This window comes from Thermococcus sp., from assembly GCF_027008145.1.
Taxonomy (GTDB): Archaea; Methanobacteriota_B; Thermococci; order Thermococcales; family Thermococcaceae; genus Thermococcus.
Genome location: NZ_JALTCZ010000191.1, coordinates 1 through 15,661 on the forward strand (window position 1 = coordinate 1; position 15,661 = coordinate 15,661).

Below are 15,661 nucleotides of genomic sequence, written 5' to 3' on the forward strand. Positions count from 1 at the left end.
GGGTTTTCAGTGGGTCTCTCTAGAGTCCGGATTTCCAAAAAACCTATTAACACTACCGTTCAATTACACCCGGTGTTGCCGATGACTGACAACAGAATAGAGAGAACCCTCGTTATTCTGAAGCCCGATGCCGTTGTTCGCGGATTGATGGGGGAAATAATAAGCCGTTTTGAGAGGCGGGGGCTTAAGATAGTTGGAATGAAGATGATATGGATCACCCGCGAGTTGGCGGAGAAGCACTACGAGGAGCATCGCGGAAAGCCCTTCTTCGAGGGGCTTATCGACTACATCACCAAGGCACCGAGCGTCGTCATGGTGGTTGAAGGCCGCTACGCGATAAGCGTCGTCAGAAAGATGGCAGGAGCGACAGACCCGAAGGACGCCGAGCCCGGGAGCATACGCGGGGACTACGGCCTCGACATAGGTGATTCGATATACAATGTTGTCCATGCCAGCGACAGCCCCGAAAGTGCGGAGAGGGAGATAAACCTCTACTTCAGCAAAGATGAGCTTTTTGAGTACTGCAAGGCAGCAGACTGGTTCTACCACACCCACGCGAAGGCTAAGAAGGAGTACATGGACAAAATGAACTGTCTGGATCGCTGAGCCTTCTTTCGTTCCTTTGTTTTTTCTCAATTATCTATTAATCTCGGTGACTTTCTCCACTTCCCAATCATCCGGAACGCCGAACCCTTTAAAAGCTCCCATCGGAGTTAGGGTCAGAGGTGAGAAAAATGACGAAGAAGATCAGGCAACCTATCATTGCGGTTCTCGGGCACGTGGATCACGGCAAGTGCCTCCTTCCAGGGGAGAAGGTAATACTTCCAAGCACTGGGATGATCACACTCAAAGACCTCTTTGAAAGGGGTAAAGGCGTCGTTGAAAAGGACGAGGAGAAGGAGGTAAGGCTCTTCGGGGAGAGGATAATAGGCGCCGTTAGCGACGGAAGGCTGGCCCTTCTCAAAAGCCCGTACGTCTGGAGGGTGAGACACAGGGGCAAAATCGTAAGGGTTAAACTTAAGAACTGGCAGGGCGTCGGCGTAACCCCAGAACATCCCTTCCTGACCACGAGGGGCTGGGTCAGGGCAGACCAGCTTAAACCAGGGGATTACGTTGCCGTTCCCAGGTTCATCCACGGAAACGAGGATGAGAGGGTCTTTCTCTCCCACGTATTCTTGAAGGTTTCAAATGAGTGGCTTATAGCAAAGCTCGATGAGGAAGGCCTGAAGAAGGCTAAAGAACTGTTCAAGGGCGAGAAAGCATACAAAGCGGAGAAAAACATCTTCCGCGCCGAAGATATTGGGGAAATCGGCTGGGAACACGTTGAGAAGATAGCCTTTACTCCTAGGATCCACCGCTCGGGAAAGTCCCTCCACTACGTAAAGCTTCCAAAGACTGGGGAGGAGTGGAAGGCCCTCTTCTACTTCGCCGGCGTCATGTTCGGCAACGGAAGCCAAGAGAAGATAGCGAACAACGACGCTGAGGTGTTTGAGAGGCTCAGGAAAATCGAAAGCCTCGGCATCGAGCTGAGACGCATTAGAAGGAGAACTTCTTGGGAAATTGAAATAAGAAAAGGCAAAAACGCCCTGTTCTGCCTTCTGAGGCACCTTTTCGAGTTTCCAGAGGAGAAGAAGGCCCACAAGATAAGGGTGCCCAACATCCTCTTCATGGCACCCAAGGAGTATACCGCCGAGTTCCTGAGGGGTTACTTTGACGCCGATGGCTACGTAAGCCTGAAGGATACAATAATCGAAGTGACCAGTGCCTCTAGGGAGTTCATTGAGGATTTATCGCTCGTTCTTCTCCGCTACGGTATCGTTTCCAAGATATACCGCTCGGAGTACACCACACTGATAATCTCTGGCAGGAGGAACCTTATAGCTTTTGAAAAGCACATCGGCTTCACGGTGAGAGAGAAAGCTGAAAGGCTCAGGCGCATCATCGAGAAGAGCAAAAAGAGCGAGTCGTATCCAGTCTTTGAGGAGCTTAGAAGGCTTAGACTGCTCTTCGGGTTCACGAGGACAGAGCTCAACTCCTTCGTTCCCTTCTACAGCAAATATGAGGGAAGCCAAGCTCCCAGCTACGAGATGCTAATAAAAATACTCGATGCTATAGAGAAAGGCTCACCAACACTCCTCCGCAAGCTTGCCGTCCTTGAGGGACGTTCGAGGGATTATAACTACGTAAGGGCCCTTGAGAAGGACGGCCTGATCAAGGATGGAAGACTAACGGAGCTCGGCAGGGAGTTCCTTGAGGTCTGGCGCAACAGGGAGTTTGACTCCAGCGATGTGGAATACCTCCGCAACATAGCCGAGAACTTCGTTTTCATCCCGGTCGAGACGGTCGAGGAGGAGGAATACGACGGCTACGTCTACGATTTAACGACCGAGACCCACAACTTCGTGGCCAACGGAGTACTCGTTCACAACACGACTCTCCTCGACAGGATAAGGCACACAAACGTGGCCGGAAAGGAAGCTGGCGGTATAACCCAGCACATAGGTGCCACCGAGGTTCCGATAGATGTGGTTAAACAGCTTGCTGGCCCGCTCATCAAGCTCTGGAAGGGGGAAATAAAGCTCCCCGGACTGCTCTTCATAGACACGCCGGGCCACGAGGCATTCACCAGCCTCCGCGCACGCGGTGGGAGCCTCGCTGACTTAGCGGTCCTCATCGTCGACATCAACGAGGGCTTCCAGCCCCAGACGATAGAGAGCATCGAAATCCTGAGGAGGTACAGGACGCCTTTCATCGTTGCCGCCAACAAGATAGATAAGATAAAGGGCTGGAAGGTCGTGGAGGACGAGCCCTTTCTGATAAACGTCAAGAAGCAAGATCATAGGGCACAGGGGGAGCTCGAAACCAAGCTCTGGGAGCTAATAGGGAAGTTCTACGAGATGGGCTTCCAGGCGAACCGCTTCGACCGCGTCCAGGACTTCACGCGCGAGTTAGCCATAGTTCCGATTTCGGCTAAGTATGGAATAGGCGTCCCAGAGCTGCTCGTTCTCATTGCCGGCCTGAGCCAGAGGTACCTTGAAGAGAAGCTCAAGATAGAGGTTGAAGGGCCCGCACGCGGAACCATACTTGAAGTCCGCGAGGAGCTCGGTCTTGGAACCACCATAGACGTTATAATCTACGACGGAACCCTGAGGAAGGACGACACCATAGTAGTCGGCGGAAAGGATAAAGCCATAGTCACGAAAATCCGCGCCCTGCTCAAGCCCAAGCCCCTCGACGAGATTAGGGATCCAAGGTTCCGCTTTGACCAGGTTGACGAGGTTACTGCTGCCGCGGGTGTAAAGATAGCCGCGTCCGGTCTTGAGGAGGCCTTAGCAGGTTCTCCCGTCATAGCGGCCCGCTCCAGGGAGGAGATAGAGAGAGCAAAGCAGGAAATCCTGAACCAGATACAGAGCGTTGTCATAAGCACAGGGAAGCTCGGCGTTATAGTCAAGGCTGATACCCTTGGCTCCTTGGAAGCTTTGAGCAAAGAGCTCCAGGAGAAGAGAATTTCGATAAGGAAGGCCGATGTCGGGAACATAAGCAAGACGGACGTTATGGAGGCGCTGAGCGTTAAGGAGGAGGAACCGAGGTACGGTGTCGTTCTCGGCTTCAACGTGAAGGTGAATGAGGATGCTGAAGAGGTTGCAAAGGCCAAGGGCGTTCCAATCTTTGTTGGCAACATCATCTACAAGCTCATCGAGGACTACGAGACGTGGGTTAAAGAGGAGGAAGAGAAGAAGAAGCGCGAGCTCCTCAAGAACATCACCTTCCCAGGAGTTATCCGCCTCTACCCGGACGAGCGCTACGTCTTCAGGAGGAGCAAGCCGGCTATAGTGGGCGTCGAAGTCCTCGAGGGCAGGATAAGGCCGGGAGTTACCCTCATCAAGGAGACAGGCGAGAAGGTTGGCATAATTAAGTCCATCAAGAACAAGAACGACTTCGTGCAGGAGGCGAAGAAGAGTGACGCCGTTGCTATAGCCATTGAAGGAGCGATAGTCGGCAGGCACATCCATCCAGGAGAGACCCTCTACGTTGACCTGAGCAAGAACGACGTGATAGTGCTCCTCAAACAGCTCAGGGATGAGCTGGAGGAGACCGACCTGAGGGCGTTAAAGATGACCGCCAAGGTGAAGGCGAAGCAGGACCCGTTCTGGAGGGCGGTTTGAGCTAGTCCATGCCCCTTTAAGGCTCTCCAAAAGCCTTTTCGCCTCTTCAAACTTTCCCTTTTCCATGAGAGTAATGACCGCGAAGTACAGCCCGAGGAGCCCACGGGCTTCAACACTTAAGGGTGAGGTGTTTTCCCGGCTATCCAACTGCAAAGGGATTTAGTTCAACTCCCCCGACCTTAAGTCCGTTTTTGGTGAGCCATACTCAAAGGTGTCGACGCCAGAGTAGATGTCGAGATGGTCACCTGCAAGAACCGCGGCTACGTCATGTTCCTCTACAAGGGAAGGACGATATGGGACTTCGACTGACGATAGACCCTTAAGTTTCTCTCTAAATTTCCAGTTACCGTTATGTCAGAGGGTTTATCTCGACGGATTCGGGGGCAGGTATTGAGTCCCCGATGAAACACTTCTAGGTCAGGATCTAGTTAGTGGAGAGAAATAGCAAACAGTTATCAAAAAGTTTGTCAACTTGACACTCTGGTTACACTGCTCTTTGGCGACTTCTGAGTTACGTTCTAAAAATCAGAGAAATGAGAAAACACAGGAAAAGGAAATGTGGAGAGGTCTAAAGTGAATTGCTAGGGCCTAAAATCTTTCCTTCTAAAAACATTATAAGAAAATACTAATAGGAACAATGAAATAGCGAACGCTATTATGTACCCTGCCTGGGCAGATAGTGTGAGTTTAGCTACTTTTACTGTGGCTCCAATGGGTGCTAGGACATATGCAACCAATGTAACAGCTAAACTTGAAGGATATGGTTTCGATAACAGAATCAGAAGTGCCATCGGAACCGCCGACGTTAGTATATAAAACGAAAGCGTACCTCCCAAGAAATCAAGCCAAGTCATTAGGGTCATCATTATGGAAAGGTATGTTGGAATTTTGAGCAGAATCGGAATGACTAATTCTGAATATCCATGAAAGTATGAAACAAGGGAGACTAATGAAACTCCAATCAAAAGACCGAGGAAAGAAGCAGTGAGTCTTCCTATAAAAACATTTTCAGGGCCATTAAACAAAGAAAGCTCAAACAAAGTTACCCTTGTGCTTCTGAACAGATGAGAGGCTATTAAAACGCCGTAGATGGGGAGAAATATAATTTCCACCACAACTACAAACTCGTAAAGGCCAAACCTTGTGGCATCGGTTAGTGTGTACCAAGTTCCCATGATTAAAAGACCCAAAAGTATCTCAGTTACCGGATGGGGGAACATGTTCTTCAGATACCATCTAACGGCTTTTGGAGTATACATAGCGCAACCCCGCCTTTTTAACTCCAAGTAATTTTCCGCCTAGAAACATTCTTACCACTTCCTCACGGCTGGCCTTAACTATTAGGGTGGAACCGAACCTGTATATGGTCTCCACCTGAGGATTAACTTTGACATCTGTGAGCATCACTTCATAAATTCCCTCTGAGAATAGCTTTTTCCTATCTCCTTCCCAAACTTTCTGACCCTCTTTTAGGACCAAAAAGTAATCTGCAATGGATTCTCCCTCTTCAATGTCATGAGTTGCTATTATAACACCGTTCTTCTGCGAGATAATATCGTCCACAATACCAGCCCTGTAGGAGTCGAGATGTGCCGTAGGTTCATCGAGTATCAAAACCTCGGACTCACAGGAGAGAGCCACAAGAAGATTGCATAGTTGTGCTTGACCGCTCGACAGTGAGTTCAGTCTTTCTTCCATAAACCTGTCGATTTCAAAAGCTTCTATCATCTCGTCAATGTTTGAACAAAGGGGATTTGCTCGAAGAGTTTCCACGAGGTCTTTAACCCTGATGGGAACTCTGAAATCAGGTTTTTCAAAGGAGTACCTAATGGCAATCCATTTATCCTTTCTTCTGTATGGTTCCCACCCGTTTATCTCAGCTCTCCCGGTCGTTGGATGCATTATCCCAGAGAGGACGGATAAGAGAGTAGTTTTTCCACTTCCGTTGTGTCCAATAAGGGCCAGTCTCTCTGTATCGGCCTTGAAAGTTAAATCCCGTATCCCCCATATTTCACCGTACTTAACCCCCAAGTTCTCTGCCCTAACAATCATCTTCCCGACCTCCCAGCCAAGATAAGGAGAAATATCCCCGCGAGGATAAAGACATAATCCAGGGGGGCGCTGAACTGAGTAAAACTGGCCTCAAAAGCACCAAGCCAGTTCTGAGAGGACGGCCGAACGTTTGTTTTCAGGAGGCTCAACACTGTTATTGTGGGAAACCTCTCGACGTAGCTCCAGCTCCCGTTGGGCACTAGTTCTGCAGGTATAAACTTGGGCATGTCCAGCTGCTCGGGTGTCACCCCAATGGGAACGTGAGTAGGCAGACCACTAATCATTGAAGGATATCGAAGATGGGCATTCCGACCAATAATGACAAGGGTTCTGGCAAAATATCTGTCGTCTGAACGGTAGTATGCTATCAAGTCAACTTTTTTGCTGAGGTTTCCCTGCAAATCTGGGACATATATTACGGGGAATCCGACAGAATTGGGAGAGAAATCAAATGAAAATGGGTATTTTCGCTCTGTTAATTTCACGGTTTTTGAGTAGTTCAGCGCGTGAACTGTTACTTGACCGTGGGGAAATAAAGTTCGTATAAGCGAATCGTTTGTGGGCAAGATAAGGGTCTTTCTGAAGATGGGACTCAGGTTTCCTATTATTTGACCTGACCTGTAAGTGCTATAAAGGGGATAGATAACACTTTCATTACCGCTCTGATTACAGAGGGTGAAATTCACTTCAAACTTTCCATTTTCCATATATGTCATGTTGTAAATCATTACCAAGTTGAAAAAAGGATAGTATCCAGCATAAACAAATCTGTTTCCCGGCTTTAAAACAGCATGGGGGCTTTTGATGTGTATCAGTGAATAGTATCCAACTACTGGATACACCGCAAGAAGCACACCCATGAAGATAAGGATAATAGCTATTATATTGTATATTCTATTTGCGCCCATTCTGCATCACTCTCTCGTTTGATGTCTTTTGCGCTAAAAAGAAAGAAAAATCAGCCACCCACCTCAATGGGTATTTCAAATGAGACCCCAATGTCTCTAAGGAGGTCAACATTCGCTGAGGTTCCTCCCCAGGTGTTTACATAGCCAAAGATGCGGAACTTGAACTGGACATTAACATTGGGCTCCAAACTAGGTTTTTCCTGAGGTGTTATGTTTTTGGAAGTTGGATTGCCTCCTGAGGCCACTATGTACACTTCAAGTTCACTTGAGCCATCGTATGAAGCCTTCGTTAGTCCATAATGTGTTAATGTATCAAGATGTCATGTGCCATGACCAACCATCTGAGTGGGGGCAGTGTAGGAGTCATCATCGTACCACCATGCATGAGAACCTGTGCCAGAAGATATCCCAAAGTGGAATCTTGTCTGAGGTCCCAAGACGAACCTGCCATCCTGAACTTCATATTGAGCAGCTATGTATGCTTTGGCCGTTGAGAAGCTTCCATGTAAAACCGCCGAGAGTGTTATAATCCCTGCCCCACTGCTTGTCGCCACTGTAGGGGTTGCCATTGCCGCAGCTAAAAAAACAATCATACCAAGGGTAATCTCTACCAACTTTCCCTTGTTCATATGCCTCACCACTTGGTAGTGGGCAATTACAATTTCCCAAGTTTAATATTTATAAGCTTTGGTTCAATCATCTAATTAACGGAAAAGGTGTTAAAAATAAGTTTTCTCTCCAAACTCCTTAGAGAGCTACAATGATGTTGTCATGGCTGAAGAATATTGACGGGTTCATCGCCAGAACCTCATAACATTTAGGAGTCTCCTCGAGGCTTGTGAGCAGGAGGGTAGTAAAATGTGAACCGAGCTCTGAGTAAGTTATCCTAAGAGCTCCCGCACCATCTTCCTGAACCTCTTGGCGTCATCACACATGTTCGAGTTGTTGAAGTAGACGAAGCTCTCCGAGTGGTTCCAGCCAACGATCCTGTCTCTAGCCTTCTTCAGCTCCTCCTCACTATACCAGTGGACGTAGACAATCCTTCCGTCCTCGTAGCGCCCGTGGAGACGGTAGTAGTTTGTCTCCCCGCGGTGGAGCGGAATCCTCACGAGCGGGTCAGTCACGTCTATGACCTCGAATTCCCTCACGAAGCGTCTGATTCCCCTCTCGCTCCAGCCCCTCAGCTCCACCGCGATTTCAAAGCTGTCTCTCTCTATCATCGAGAAGAACCCCTCGGCGTTGGCGAAGCTCTCCTCGGTCTCTTTAAAGCTCCTCGGGAGCTGGATAAGTATGAACCTCGCACCCAAAAGTTCCGCTTCCCTAACGGTCAGTCTCCAGAAGTGGAGAACCCCGCCGCTTGGCCTGAGAAGGCCGACGTTTTTACTCGGCTTTACGTTGCTTCTCAACCATGTCGGACTGTTCGGCGGGTGGGTGACACCCTGAAAGGCCTTTACAGAGAAGACGAAGTCCTCCGGGGCCTCCTTCCTCCACCGTTCCAGCGTCCTGTCCTGGAGGATTCTGTAGAAGGTCTACTGGACTTCAAGGATATTGAAATCCCGATAGTACTTCGAGTGCCTCTCGCAGAAACCACATGTGCCTATGTAAATCATGCCACCACCAAGAGAACTTTGAGAGGGAGGATAAAAAGCCTGCGAAACTGTAGCCCAATGAAGAGCTATTCCCGGCTGGAATGTGATAAGCTACCTATCGGCGGAGGACATTTAAGGGCTAGTTGTCTAGACATCATCATGCCGAAGTCCGAAAGAATCCTCCTCGTCACCGGCAGGCTTGCCGAACCGCTCGTGAGAAAGTACGGAAAGGGCTGTGATGTCTTCGTCACCCCGGTGAGCGTTGCGGCCTTTCTCACACCGGAGCTTATAGCTCGCCACCTCAAAAAAGCCGGAATCCGGAGCGAGGATTACAACCTAATACTCATTCCGGGCCTCGTCCGCGGTTCCGCTCAAATCATAGAGGACAAGCTCGGAATTCCAACCTTCAAGGGACCGAGGAACGCTATGGATTTGCCCCAGACGCTCAAAGCATTAAGCGAGGGCTTCAAACTGAGCAAGGAGGTTCCAGCAGATGAGCTCTTCTCCGTTGATGCCCTCGAAAGGGTTGAAGACATCCGGAACAGAACGAGGGACAAAAAATACATAGAGAAGGCCCTCAAGAGGCCTTGGAACGTCCTCATTGGCAACCTTCCAGCCGGTAGGGACTTCCCTGCGAGAATTCTTGGAGAGGTAGTCGATGCCCCAAAGCTGGGCGTTGAAAAGACAGTTGAGAAAGCTCTTTATTACCTCCGTGGGGGAGCCGACATAGTTGACATCGGTATGGTTGCCGGTGAAACCAACCTCGACTTCATCGAGGAAATCCCCGAAATCCGCGAGCGACTCAAAGAGAACGGCTTCCAAGCCCCGATAAGCTTCGACTCGCTCAATACGACTGAAATCGAGAGGTCTTTGGACTATGCAGACTTATTCCTCAGCGTTGATGGAGGCAACCTTGAGGAACTTGTAACGAAAAAGCCGGTCGTTTTAATTCCTACAGACCAGAAGGAGGGCTTCTTCCCCACTGAGCCGGCCGAGCGCGTCGAGTTCCTCGAGAGGCTGAAGGGGAGGGCCTTTGATTTAGGTTACAGAACGGTCGTCCCCGATCTCATTCTGGAGCATGTTCCCCACCTGGCGCGCTCTATCACAGCTTTCCAGCTCTACCGTAAGAGGAACCCCGATGACGTCCTTTTAGCGGGCGTGGGGAACGTGGTGGAGCTCTACGACGTTGATAGCGTCGGGATAAACGCTTTACTGGCTGGAATAGCCAAAGAGCTCTCCATAAATCTGCTCCTCACGACTGAAGTCAGCGCAAAGGCTAGGGGTTCAATCAGGGAGCTGAAGCGAGCTGTGGACATGAACCTCTTTGATACGCCAAAAGACCTCGGCTTTGATCTGCTGATCCTCAAGGAGAAGCGCGCGAGCGAGTGGAAGTTTACGCCCGCCGAGAAAGTCGTGGAGGCCGAGGAAAAGCAGGTCGAGCTTGAGCCCGTTTACTTCCGTATCTGGGTCGAGAACGACAAGATATGGGTTAATGCACACCGCGGGACAGAGGTCGTTTTGACCATCGTTGGTGAGGAACCCAACGCGATAATCGACACTATCTTAGGACACTTCGAGATAAGCCCCAGGCATGCCTTCTACCTCGGGCGGGAGCTGGAGAGGGCTAGAATAGCGTTAAAGCTAAGGCGGAGCTATGTCCAGGAGGTCGAGCTTTTTCCTGAGTTCTACGCAGATGGTTGAGTTTCTGGTTCATTTCTGAGTGTTCTACCTCCTCCAGCAACCATTTGGCCAGTGGTATGACCTTGATTTTGCCCTTCATCCCGTAGAGTTCGACCCTCTCGCTACCTTCCTCATCGAGGGTGATCACCTTGGTGCTTCTGCATTTAAGCTCCTTTGAGGAGTGCTAAAAACTCCCTTTTTCTTGTTTTCTCATCGCTTAAGTCAGCGCTGACTTGGATGAGTTCCCGTACTCTTCCACCCTCGACTACAACGAAGACCACTTCGTGGCCCGAGTGACCCTTCCAGTGATAAAGCTCGAGCCTCGGGTTAGAGCTTTTCATCCGCATAAGCTCAATGAAGACTGCGTTTTCAACATCCCTCCCAACATCCTTTGAGCCGAAGAGCGAAAGCCCGGTGTCTATGAGGTAGAGCTTTCTTGGGGCCACAACCCTTTCTTTAGGAGAGCGTTCATACTTCCTAAGGAGGAAGAAGAAAAATGCTTCCTCTAAGTAGGGTAGATAGTTGGCTATCGTCCTCTTCGTCACCTTAAGTCTGCCCTTGAGAAGGCAGTAGAGCGAATCGACCGAGAGGTACTTCGAGTAGCTCCTGAGGGAGAGGTAGAGAAGCTCGTTGAGGAGGTAAACGTTCCTCACGGGGTGCCTCTCAAGGACATCCCGCTTTATCATAACGTTGAGGTACTCCCTAGTATCTTTGGGCGCCAGTGCCACCTCTGGGTAGGCACCGTATTCGAGATACTCTCCGAGCAGGGCCTTTATCCTTGTGTAGTTGCGGTAGAAGTCCCTTTCCCTGTAGTCCACGCCCCTGAAGAGGAGGAACTCCCTGAACGAGAGCGGAAGGAGGGTATATGTGAGCGCCCTTCCGCAGAGGTGTGTGGCGACTTCAGCCGAGAGAAGCTTTGGGGAGGAGTCTGTTAAAGTAAACCTCGTGTCCCGTATCAAGTAGATACCACACCAGCCTTTCCCAGTCTGGAACAGCCTGAACTTCGTCAAGCATCACAACGGGTCTTTCAACTTCTGGATACAGCTCCCTGTAGGTATCTAAAATCCCAGTGAAGTCCCTCGCGGTCATTGGATGGAAAACTGGATTCTCGAAGTTAACGTAGAGGTATTTCTGGGGATCCTCCTTGAGGATAGAAAAGAGGTAGTAGGTTTTCTCGGCCCTCCTTGGTCCGGTGATGGAGGTAGCTTTTCCTTTGACCTTTGCCACCTTGAGTCCCCTCAGCAGAACTCCGGAAAATCCCTCTTGTGAAACTCAACGATGTACCTCTTGACCAGCGTCTCGTCTAGCATGTAGGAAATTAAGGGTTCCACTTCCGGGAGTTTTGTTTTAAAGCTCCCTCAGCTTCTCAACTTCTCCCAGCGGTTTGCCCTTACGAGTCCGAGGAAGATGAGCGTTCTCAAGTATTTCGGCATGTCCTTGACCTCTGTAACAGCATACTGGGCAATCTCGCTGACCCTGTGAGGAACCTTGAGCTTGATCAACTCGAAGGCCTCCTGAAAGTCCCACACCTTAAGTCTTGACAGGCCCAGACCCTCCGCGACCTCAGAGTAAAACCGCCTCGCGTTAAGCTCCAGTCCGCCCATGTTGGCCAGAAAATAAATGGAGAGCTTACCTGTGATGAACCTCTTCACGAGCTCGGTCTTCCCCACCCGTCTGCGCCCGCAGAGTATCAGAGCCTCCTTTTTGCCCGATGAGTAGAGGGACTCAAGGAAAGCCAGCTCGTCCCTTCGGTTGGCAAACATTATCCTCATCAGGTTCAGGATAATAATTTAAGCCTCTCGACATCCCCAAGTCCAACAGACCTGCGTTTCCTGCTGGCAAACTTTTGTATACTCGTGAGCATTATGCCTGAGTTTCAACTTAAACCTTAGAGGACAAACCTTAACTCCCCTTCCTCATACTCCCCCCGATGCCCTATGCTGAGAGGAGTATTCGTCCCCCACGTCACACCCTTCGATGAGAGGGAGGAGATAGATGAGCCCGCCCTCAGGGAGCTCGTGAATCACTTTATTAAGGCAGGATTAAACGGCCTCGTCTCCCTTGGGAGCAATGGGGAGTTCCCCTACCTAGGCTTCGGAGAGAAGCTTAAGGTCGTTGAGACGGTCTTGGACGAATCCAAGAGCAGGGTTCCCGTTGTTGCGGGAGCAACTGAAAACTCAACGAGGGAAACGCTGAGGCTCGGTAGAGCGCTCCTCGACCTTGGAGCCGATGCCCTCCTCATCGGCCCGCCCTACTACTTCAAGCCCTCCCCTGAGGAGCTATTCACCCACTATTCAACTCTAGCTGAGAAGCTCGACGGTGAGCTCCTTATCTACAACGTTCCAAAGTTCACGGGGATAAACATTCCCATTGAGGTAATCGAGCGCCTCACTAACGAGCATTCCAATGTGGTCGGCATAAAGGACTCAAGCGGGAGCATGGGGAGGATTACCGAGCTTATAAGGCGCTTGGGAAATAGGTTCACCGTCCTCGCTGGAACGGCCGACGTTATGTACCCCTCGTGGGTCATTGGGGCCCAAGGAGCCGTTGTGGCGGTTGCAAACGTTGTTCCTGAGCTCTGCGCTGAACTCTGGAGGGCCTTCGAAGAGGGAAACCACCGGAAGGCGAGAGAACTTCAGCTCCGCGTCAACCTGATAAACGAGGTGGTCGTGAAGAGGTACAACCAGATAAGCGCGATAAAGTCCGCGATGGAAATGAGGGGGCTGAAAGCGGGAAGGCCGAAGTTGCCCTCACTACCCCTCGATGAAGGAGCGCTTAGGGATATAGAAAGCGTCCTTAGAGAGGTGGGAGTTTTCTGAAGGTTTTCTTTTTATCCTTCTTCGAGATATGGTATCCTCGGCCTCCTGAACTGTTCGTCAAGCTCCGCCCTTCTCGCCCTGACTTTCTCGTGTAGCTCCCTCACATCCTTGTCTTCAGGATACCTCTCCCCCAGCACGGTCAGGATCCCCTCAAGGAAGCCCAGGATCGAGACGGCTATGAAGTCCTCTCCCCTCTTCGCTTCGAGCCCCTCGTTCATTCTGACGAAGGAGTCCACCCTCCCAATCAATTCCCTCTCGCCGAGCCTTTCGAGGAGGGCCTTTACCTCCTCCACCTCCGGAACCTCCATCTTTCCACCCCCTAAACCTTCAGTGAAAAGAATCTTATGGCGTTTTTTTCGGTCGTCCTCTCAACCTCCTCGAAGTCCAAGCCCTTAACATCTGCCACCTCCTCGATGACAACCCTGACGTTGCAGGGAACGTTGCGCTGTCCCTTGAAGGGGCTCATGTACGGGGAATCGGTTTCCACGAGGATTTCCTTGGGCTCAAGAACCTTAACGGCTTCCCTGACCTCGGGGATGAAAACTATCCCCGTGTTTATGCCGATTGGGTGCCCGTTTTCCACTATCTCTCGTGCCAGCTCAGCACTCCCGGCGAAGGAGTGGAAGTAGGCCCTCACGCCGGCCCTCTGGACGATCTCGAAGGCTTCTTTTTCGGCCTCCCTCGCGTGGATCACAACCGGCAGTTTCAGTTCGAGGGCGAGATCGAGGAAGTGCCTGAAAATCTCCCTCTGGTTTTCCCTCTGTCTTTCGTTCTCGGCGTAGTGGTAGTCGAGGCCCAACTCCCCTATCGCCACTATCCCCTCCCTGTGCTCAAGGATGAAGGACTCCACTTTTTCGACCTTCTCCCAGTTGCCCCTCCTTGCCTCGTTTGGGTGGTAGCCGAGAGTCGGAAAGACGAAGCCGAAGTACGGTTTGAGGAGCTCCCAGCTCTTCCAGACGTGGGCTTTCCTGTATTCGGTTATTGAATCAACGACTGCCCTCAGCTCTTTCCTGCACTCCTCAATTACGCGGGGAGCTTCCTTTTTATAGAACTCGAAGTGGGCGTGGGCGTCTATCATGGGTGTTATGGTGCTTTACCTGATAGAAAAGCTTTTCTACTTTAAGAACGTTCTTTTATTGAACAAATATCGAATCTACTTTAAGAATGTTCTTTCGATATTTAAGTGCGGTGAGAATTGTGAGAAAAGAAAAGGGTTCTAATTTGAACAGGATTACGTTCGAAGTTGTTGAGAAGCTGGGGGGTGCGACGCCCAAGGAGCTTCTCAGCTACACGATAATGAACGAGGAGGCCGAGGTGGAGTACTACGCGAGACTGGCTGGGAAAGCGAAGAAGCCCAGCATTAAGCTGATCTTCAAGAGGATGAGTGAGGAGAGTGAGAAGCACGCCTATCTCCTGAGGAGGCTCTTTGGGAAGCTCTTCCCGGAAGAAGAGCCAGTTAGAGTTGAGGCTCCTCCTGTTGAGGTCCATCCCCTCTACCCCAAGTTAGAGAGTGTTGGAGACTACTTCGAGGCCCTGGAGTACTGCATGGAAAGCGAGCTCTTCGCCAAGAGAACATACGAACTGCTCGCCACGATGGCCGAGGATGAGGAGGTGAAGGAACTTGCCATGAACCTCGTAGCTATGGAGCAGGATCACTATGAGGAGCTGAAGAAGGTCTATGACCTCCTCAAAATCCTCGTTGAGAAGAAGCTTCTCCCCGAGACCCTGAAACCCGGTGGCTATCTCTTCACAGATGACCTCAAGGCCAAGTACTTCCTCCTTGAGCTGGCGGAGGCGGGTGTTAAGGTCAAGGCCCTCCTCAGACAGAAGCCCTGCGGGGCCTTCAGGGAGATAGTAAAGGCCTTGGACGTCCTCTGGGTCACCAAGGTGGATGCAGAAAACTCGGTGAAGCCCTCCCAGGTTCCCCGGCTTAAGGGGGATCTAACCTCCTCCCTCAAGGGGACAAGCGAAGAGAGCAGGAAGGGGGCAATCTTTATCGAGAACCTCGGCTACTTGACAGTTGAGCTCGGCTTCAAGAAGGCCGTTGATTTCGTGCTTTACCTCAAGGACAGTGCCCTTCTATACAAGGGCTACGTCATAGTGACGGCCAACCCAGAAGCCTTTGATAAGAAGGAGTGGGCGTTGCTCACCTACGAGCTGAAACTAGTCCCTTAGCTTCCTGCTCTCCCATACGACCTTTCCGTCCTTTCTCGCGACCTTCAGTATGCGGTGGTAGGGTATCTGAGTCTCCCCGACGAAGAAGTAGCCGTGCCCCAGCTCTATCACCTCAACCGGGATTTTCTTTTCGTTGCCATAGTTCCCCCTGTGCTCGATTACGATGTAGTAGTTACTCTCGTCCTCGCGAGGGTCGTACTTTATCTTCGCAAGAACCTCCTTGACGGAGCCCTTCCTCACGGCATCACCCTCTTGAGGTTTCCCTTCCAGTC

General features: G+C 50.7%; 15 protein-coding genes and 2 pseudogenes. 5 read left to right on the plus strand and 12 right to left on the minus strand.

All coding sequences use genetic code 11. The features are described from left to right. Positions 1-81 precede the first annotated feature (81 nt). Together ndk and infB are read left to right on the plus strand one after the other, a co-directional pair. Entirely contained in the window at positions 82-606 is a 525-nt protein-coding gene (gene ndk / locus MVD07_RS09750) for a nucleoside-diphosphate kinase (protein ID WP_297501535.1), read from the plus strand. 128 nt (positions 607-734) lie between these two features. Next, positions 735-4,166 (plus strand): intein-containing translation initiation factor aIF-2, encoded by a 3,432-nt coding sequence (gene infB, locus MVD07_RS09755; RefSeq protein ID WP_297501494.1) that lies wholly within the window; start codon positions 735-737, stop codon positions 4,164-4,166. Between the two features lie 581 nt (positions 4,167-4,747). Here the strand turns inward: infB and MVD07_RS09760 are convergent. The 6 genes and pseudogenes from MVD07_RS09760 to MVD07_RS09785 all read right to left on the minus strand — a co-directional run bounded on the left by MVD07_RS09760 (position 4,748) and on the right by MVD07_RS09785 (position 8,736). Next, positions 4,748-5,425: a hypothetical protein gene (locus MVD07_RS09760; RefSeq protein ID WP_297501497.1), complete on the minus strand. Its 678-nt coding sequence runs from the start codon at positions 5,423-5,425 to the stop codon at positions 4,748-4,750. Next, positions 5,403-6,218, minus strand: a complete 816-nt coding sequence (locus tag MVD07_RS09765) for an ABC transporter ATP-binding protein (RefSeq protein WP_297501499.1) — start codon at positions 6,216-6,218, stop codon at positions 5,403-5,405. Before MVD07_RS09765 ends, MVD07_RS09760 begins: the two co-directional genes overlap by 23 nt. Continuing rightward, positions 6,215-7,126: a hypothetical protein gene (locus MVD07_RS09770; protein ID WP_297501501.1), complete on the minus strand. Its 912-nt coding sequence runs from the start codon at positions 7,124-7,126 to the stop codon at positions 6,215-6,217. The genes MVD07_RS09765 and MVD07_RS09770 overlap by 4 nt, the downstream gene beginning before the upstream one ends. A 50-nt stretch (positions 7,127-7,176) precedes the next feature. Continuing rightward, positions 7,177-7,380 (minus strand): hypothetical protein, encoded by a 204-nt coding sequence (locus MVD07_RS09775; RefSeq protein ID WP_297501504.1) that lies wholly within the window; start codon positions 7,378-7,380, stop codon positions 7,177-7,179. Positions 7,381-7,446: 66 nt separating this feature from the next. Further along, on the minus strand, positions 7,447-7,755 hold the full coding sequence (locus MVD07_RS09780; RefSeq protein ID WP_297501507.1) for a hypothetical protein: 309 nt from the start codon (positions 7,753-7,755) through the stop codon (positions 7,447-7,449). A gap of 252 nt (positions 7,756-8,007) precedes the next feature. After that, positions 8,008-8,736 (minus strand): annotated as a pseudogene (locus MVD07_RS09785) (DUF72 domain-containing protein). A gap of 138 nt (positions 8,737-8,874) precedes the next feature. Here MVD07_RS09785 and MVD07_RS09790 point away from each other — a divergent pair. Beyond that, positions 8,875-10,416, plus strand: coding sequence for a dihydropteroate synthase-like protein (locus MVD07_RS09790; RefSeq protein ID WP_297501509.1), 1,542 nt, complete (start codon positions 8,875-8,877; stop codon positions 10,414-10,416). 143 nt (positions 10,417-10,559) lie between these two features. On the opposite strand, the gene MVD07_RS09795 is transcribed toward MVD07_RS09790, so the two are convergent. The 3 genes and pseudogenes from MVD07_RS09795 to MVD07_RS09805 form a co-directional block, all read right to left on the minus strand. Continuing rightward, positions 10,560-11,081: a DUF4143 domain-containing protein gene (locus MVD07_RS09795; protein ID WP_366078514.1), complete on the minus strand. Its 522-nt coding sequence runs from the start codon at positions 11,079-11,081 to the stop codon at positions 10,560-10,562. A gap of 204 nt (positions 11,082-11,285) precedes the next feature. Then, positions 11,286-11,622, minus strand: a pseudogene (locus tag MVD07_RS09800) (AAA family ATPase); the annotation flags it as partial. A 131-nt stretch (positions 11,623-11,753) separates the two neighbouring features. After that, positions 11,754-12,167, minus strand: a complete 414-nt coding sequence (locus tag MVD07_RS09805; protein ID WP_297501518.1) for a hypothetical protein — start codon at positions 12,165-12,167, stop codon at positions 11,754-11,756. A gap of 165 nt (positions 12,168-12,332) precedes the next feature. Between MVD07_RS09805 and dapA the strand changes: the two genes are divergently transcribed. Continuing rightward, positions 12,333-13,214 (plus strand): 4-hydroxy-tetrahydrodipicolinate synthase, encoded by an 882-nt coding sequence (gene dapA / locus MVD07_RS09810; protein ID WP_297501521.1) that lies wholly within the window; start codon positions 12,333-12,335, stop codon positions 13,212-13,214. Between the two features lie 11 nt (positions 13,215-13,225). On the opposite strand, the gene MVD07_RS09815 is transcribed toward dapA, so the two are convergent. Both MVD07_RS09815 and MVD07_RS09820 read right to left on the minus strand, forming a co-directional pair. Continuing rightward, complete coding sequence (locus MVD07_RS09815; protein ID WP_297501524.1) at positions 13,226-13,522, minus strand: DUF3216 domain-containing protein; 297 nt, start codon at positions 13,520-13,522, stop codon at positions 13,226-13,228. Positions 13,523-13,533: 11 nt separating this feature from the next. Beyond that, entirely contained in the window at positions 13,534-14,292 is a 759-nt protein-coding gene (locus tag MVD07_RS09820; protein ID WP_297501529.1) for a YchF/TatD family DNA exonuclease, read from the minus strand. A gap of 119 nt (positions 14,293-14,411) precedes the next feature. Here MVD07_RS09820 and MVD07_RS09825 point away from each other — a divergent pair, with 119 nt between their 5' ends. Next, on the plus strand, positions 14,412-15,389 hold the full coding sequence (locus tag MVD07_RS09825; RefSeq protein ID WP_297501532.1) for a DUF835 domain-containing protein: 978 nt from the start codon (positions 14,412-14,414) through the stop codon (positions 15,387-15,389). On the opposite strand, the gene MVD07_RS09830 is transcribed toward MVD07_RS09825, so the two are convergent. After that, entirely contained in the window at positions 15,378-15,629 is a 252-nt protein-coding gene (locus MVD07_RS09830) for a DUF504 domain-containing protein (protein ID WP_297501538.1), read from the minus strand. The genes MVD07_RS09825 and MVD07_RS09830 overlap by 12 nt on opposite strands. Positions 15,630-15,661 lie beyond the last annotated feature (32 nt).

What these genes read in the sequence shown, in the direction of transcription:
- ndk (WP_297501535.1), top strand. Translation starts at nt 82, where the DNA reads ATGACTGACAACAGAATAGAGAGAACCCTCGTTATTCTGAAGCCCGAT.
- infB (WP_297501494.1), top strand. Translation starts at nt 735, where the DNA reads ATGACGAAGAAGATCAGGCAACCTATCATTGCGGTTCTCGGGCACGTG.
- MVD07_RS09760 (WP_297501497.1), bottom strand. Translation starts at nt 5,425, where the DNA reads ATGTATACTCCAAAAGCCGTTAGATGGTATCTGAAGAACATGTTCCCC.
- MVD07_RS09765 (WP_297501499.1), bottom strand. Translation starts at nt 6,218, where the DNA reads ATGATTGTTAGGGCAGAGAACTTGGGGGTTAAGTACGGTGAAATATGG.
- MVD07_RS09770 (WP_297501501.1), bottom strand. Translation starts at nt 7,126, where the DNA reads ATGGGCGCAAATAGAATATACAATATAATAGCTATTATCCTTATCTTC.
- MVD07_RS09780 (WP_297501507.1), bottom strand. Translation starts at nt 7,755, where the DNA reads ATGAACAAGGGAAAGTTGGTAGAGATTACCCTTGGTATGATTGTTTTT.
- MVD07_RS09790 (WP_297501509.1), top strand. Translation starts at nt 8,875, where the DNA reads ATGCCGAAGTCCGAAAGAATCCTCCTCGTCACCGGCAGGCTTGCCGAA.
- MVD07_RS09795 (WP_366078514.1), bottom strand. Translation starts at nt 11,081, where the DNA reads ATGATAAAGCGGGATGTCCTTGAGAGGCACCCCGTGAGGAACGTTTAC.
- MVD07_RS09805 (WP_297501518.1), bottom strand. Translation starts at nt 12,167, where the DNA reads ATGAGGATAATGTTTGCCAACCGAAGGGACGAGCTGGCTTTCCTTGAG.
- dapA (WP_297501521.1), top strand. Translation starts at nt 12,333, where the DNA reads ATGCTGAGAGGAGTATTCGTCCCCCACGTCACACCCTTCGATGAGAGG.
- MVD07_RS09815 (WP_297501524.1), bottom strand. Translation starts at nt 13,522, where the DNA reads ATGGAGGTTCCGGAGGTGGAGGAGGTAAAGGCCCTCCTCGAAAGGCTC.
- MVD07_RS09820 (WP_297501529.1), bottom strand. Translation starts at nt 14,292, where the DNA reads ATGATAGACGCCCACGCCCACTTCGAGTTCTATAAAAAGGAAGCTCCC.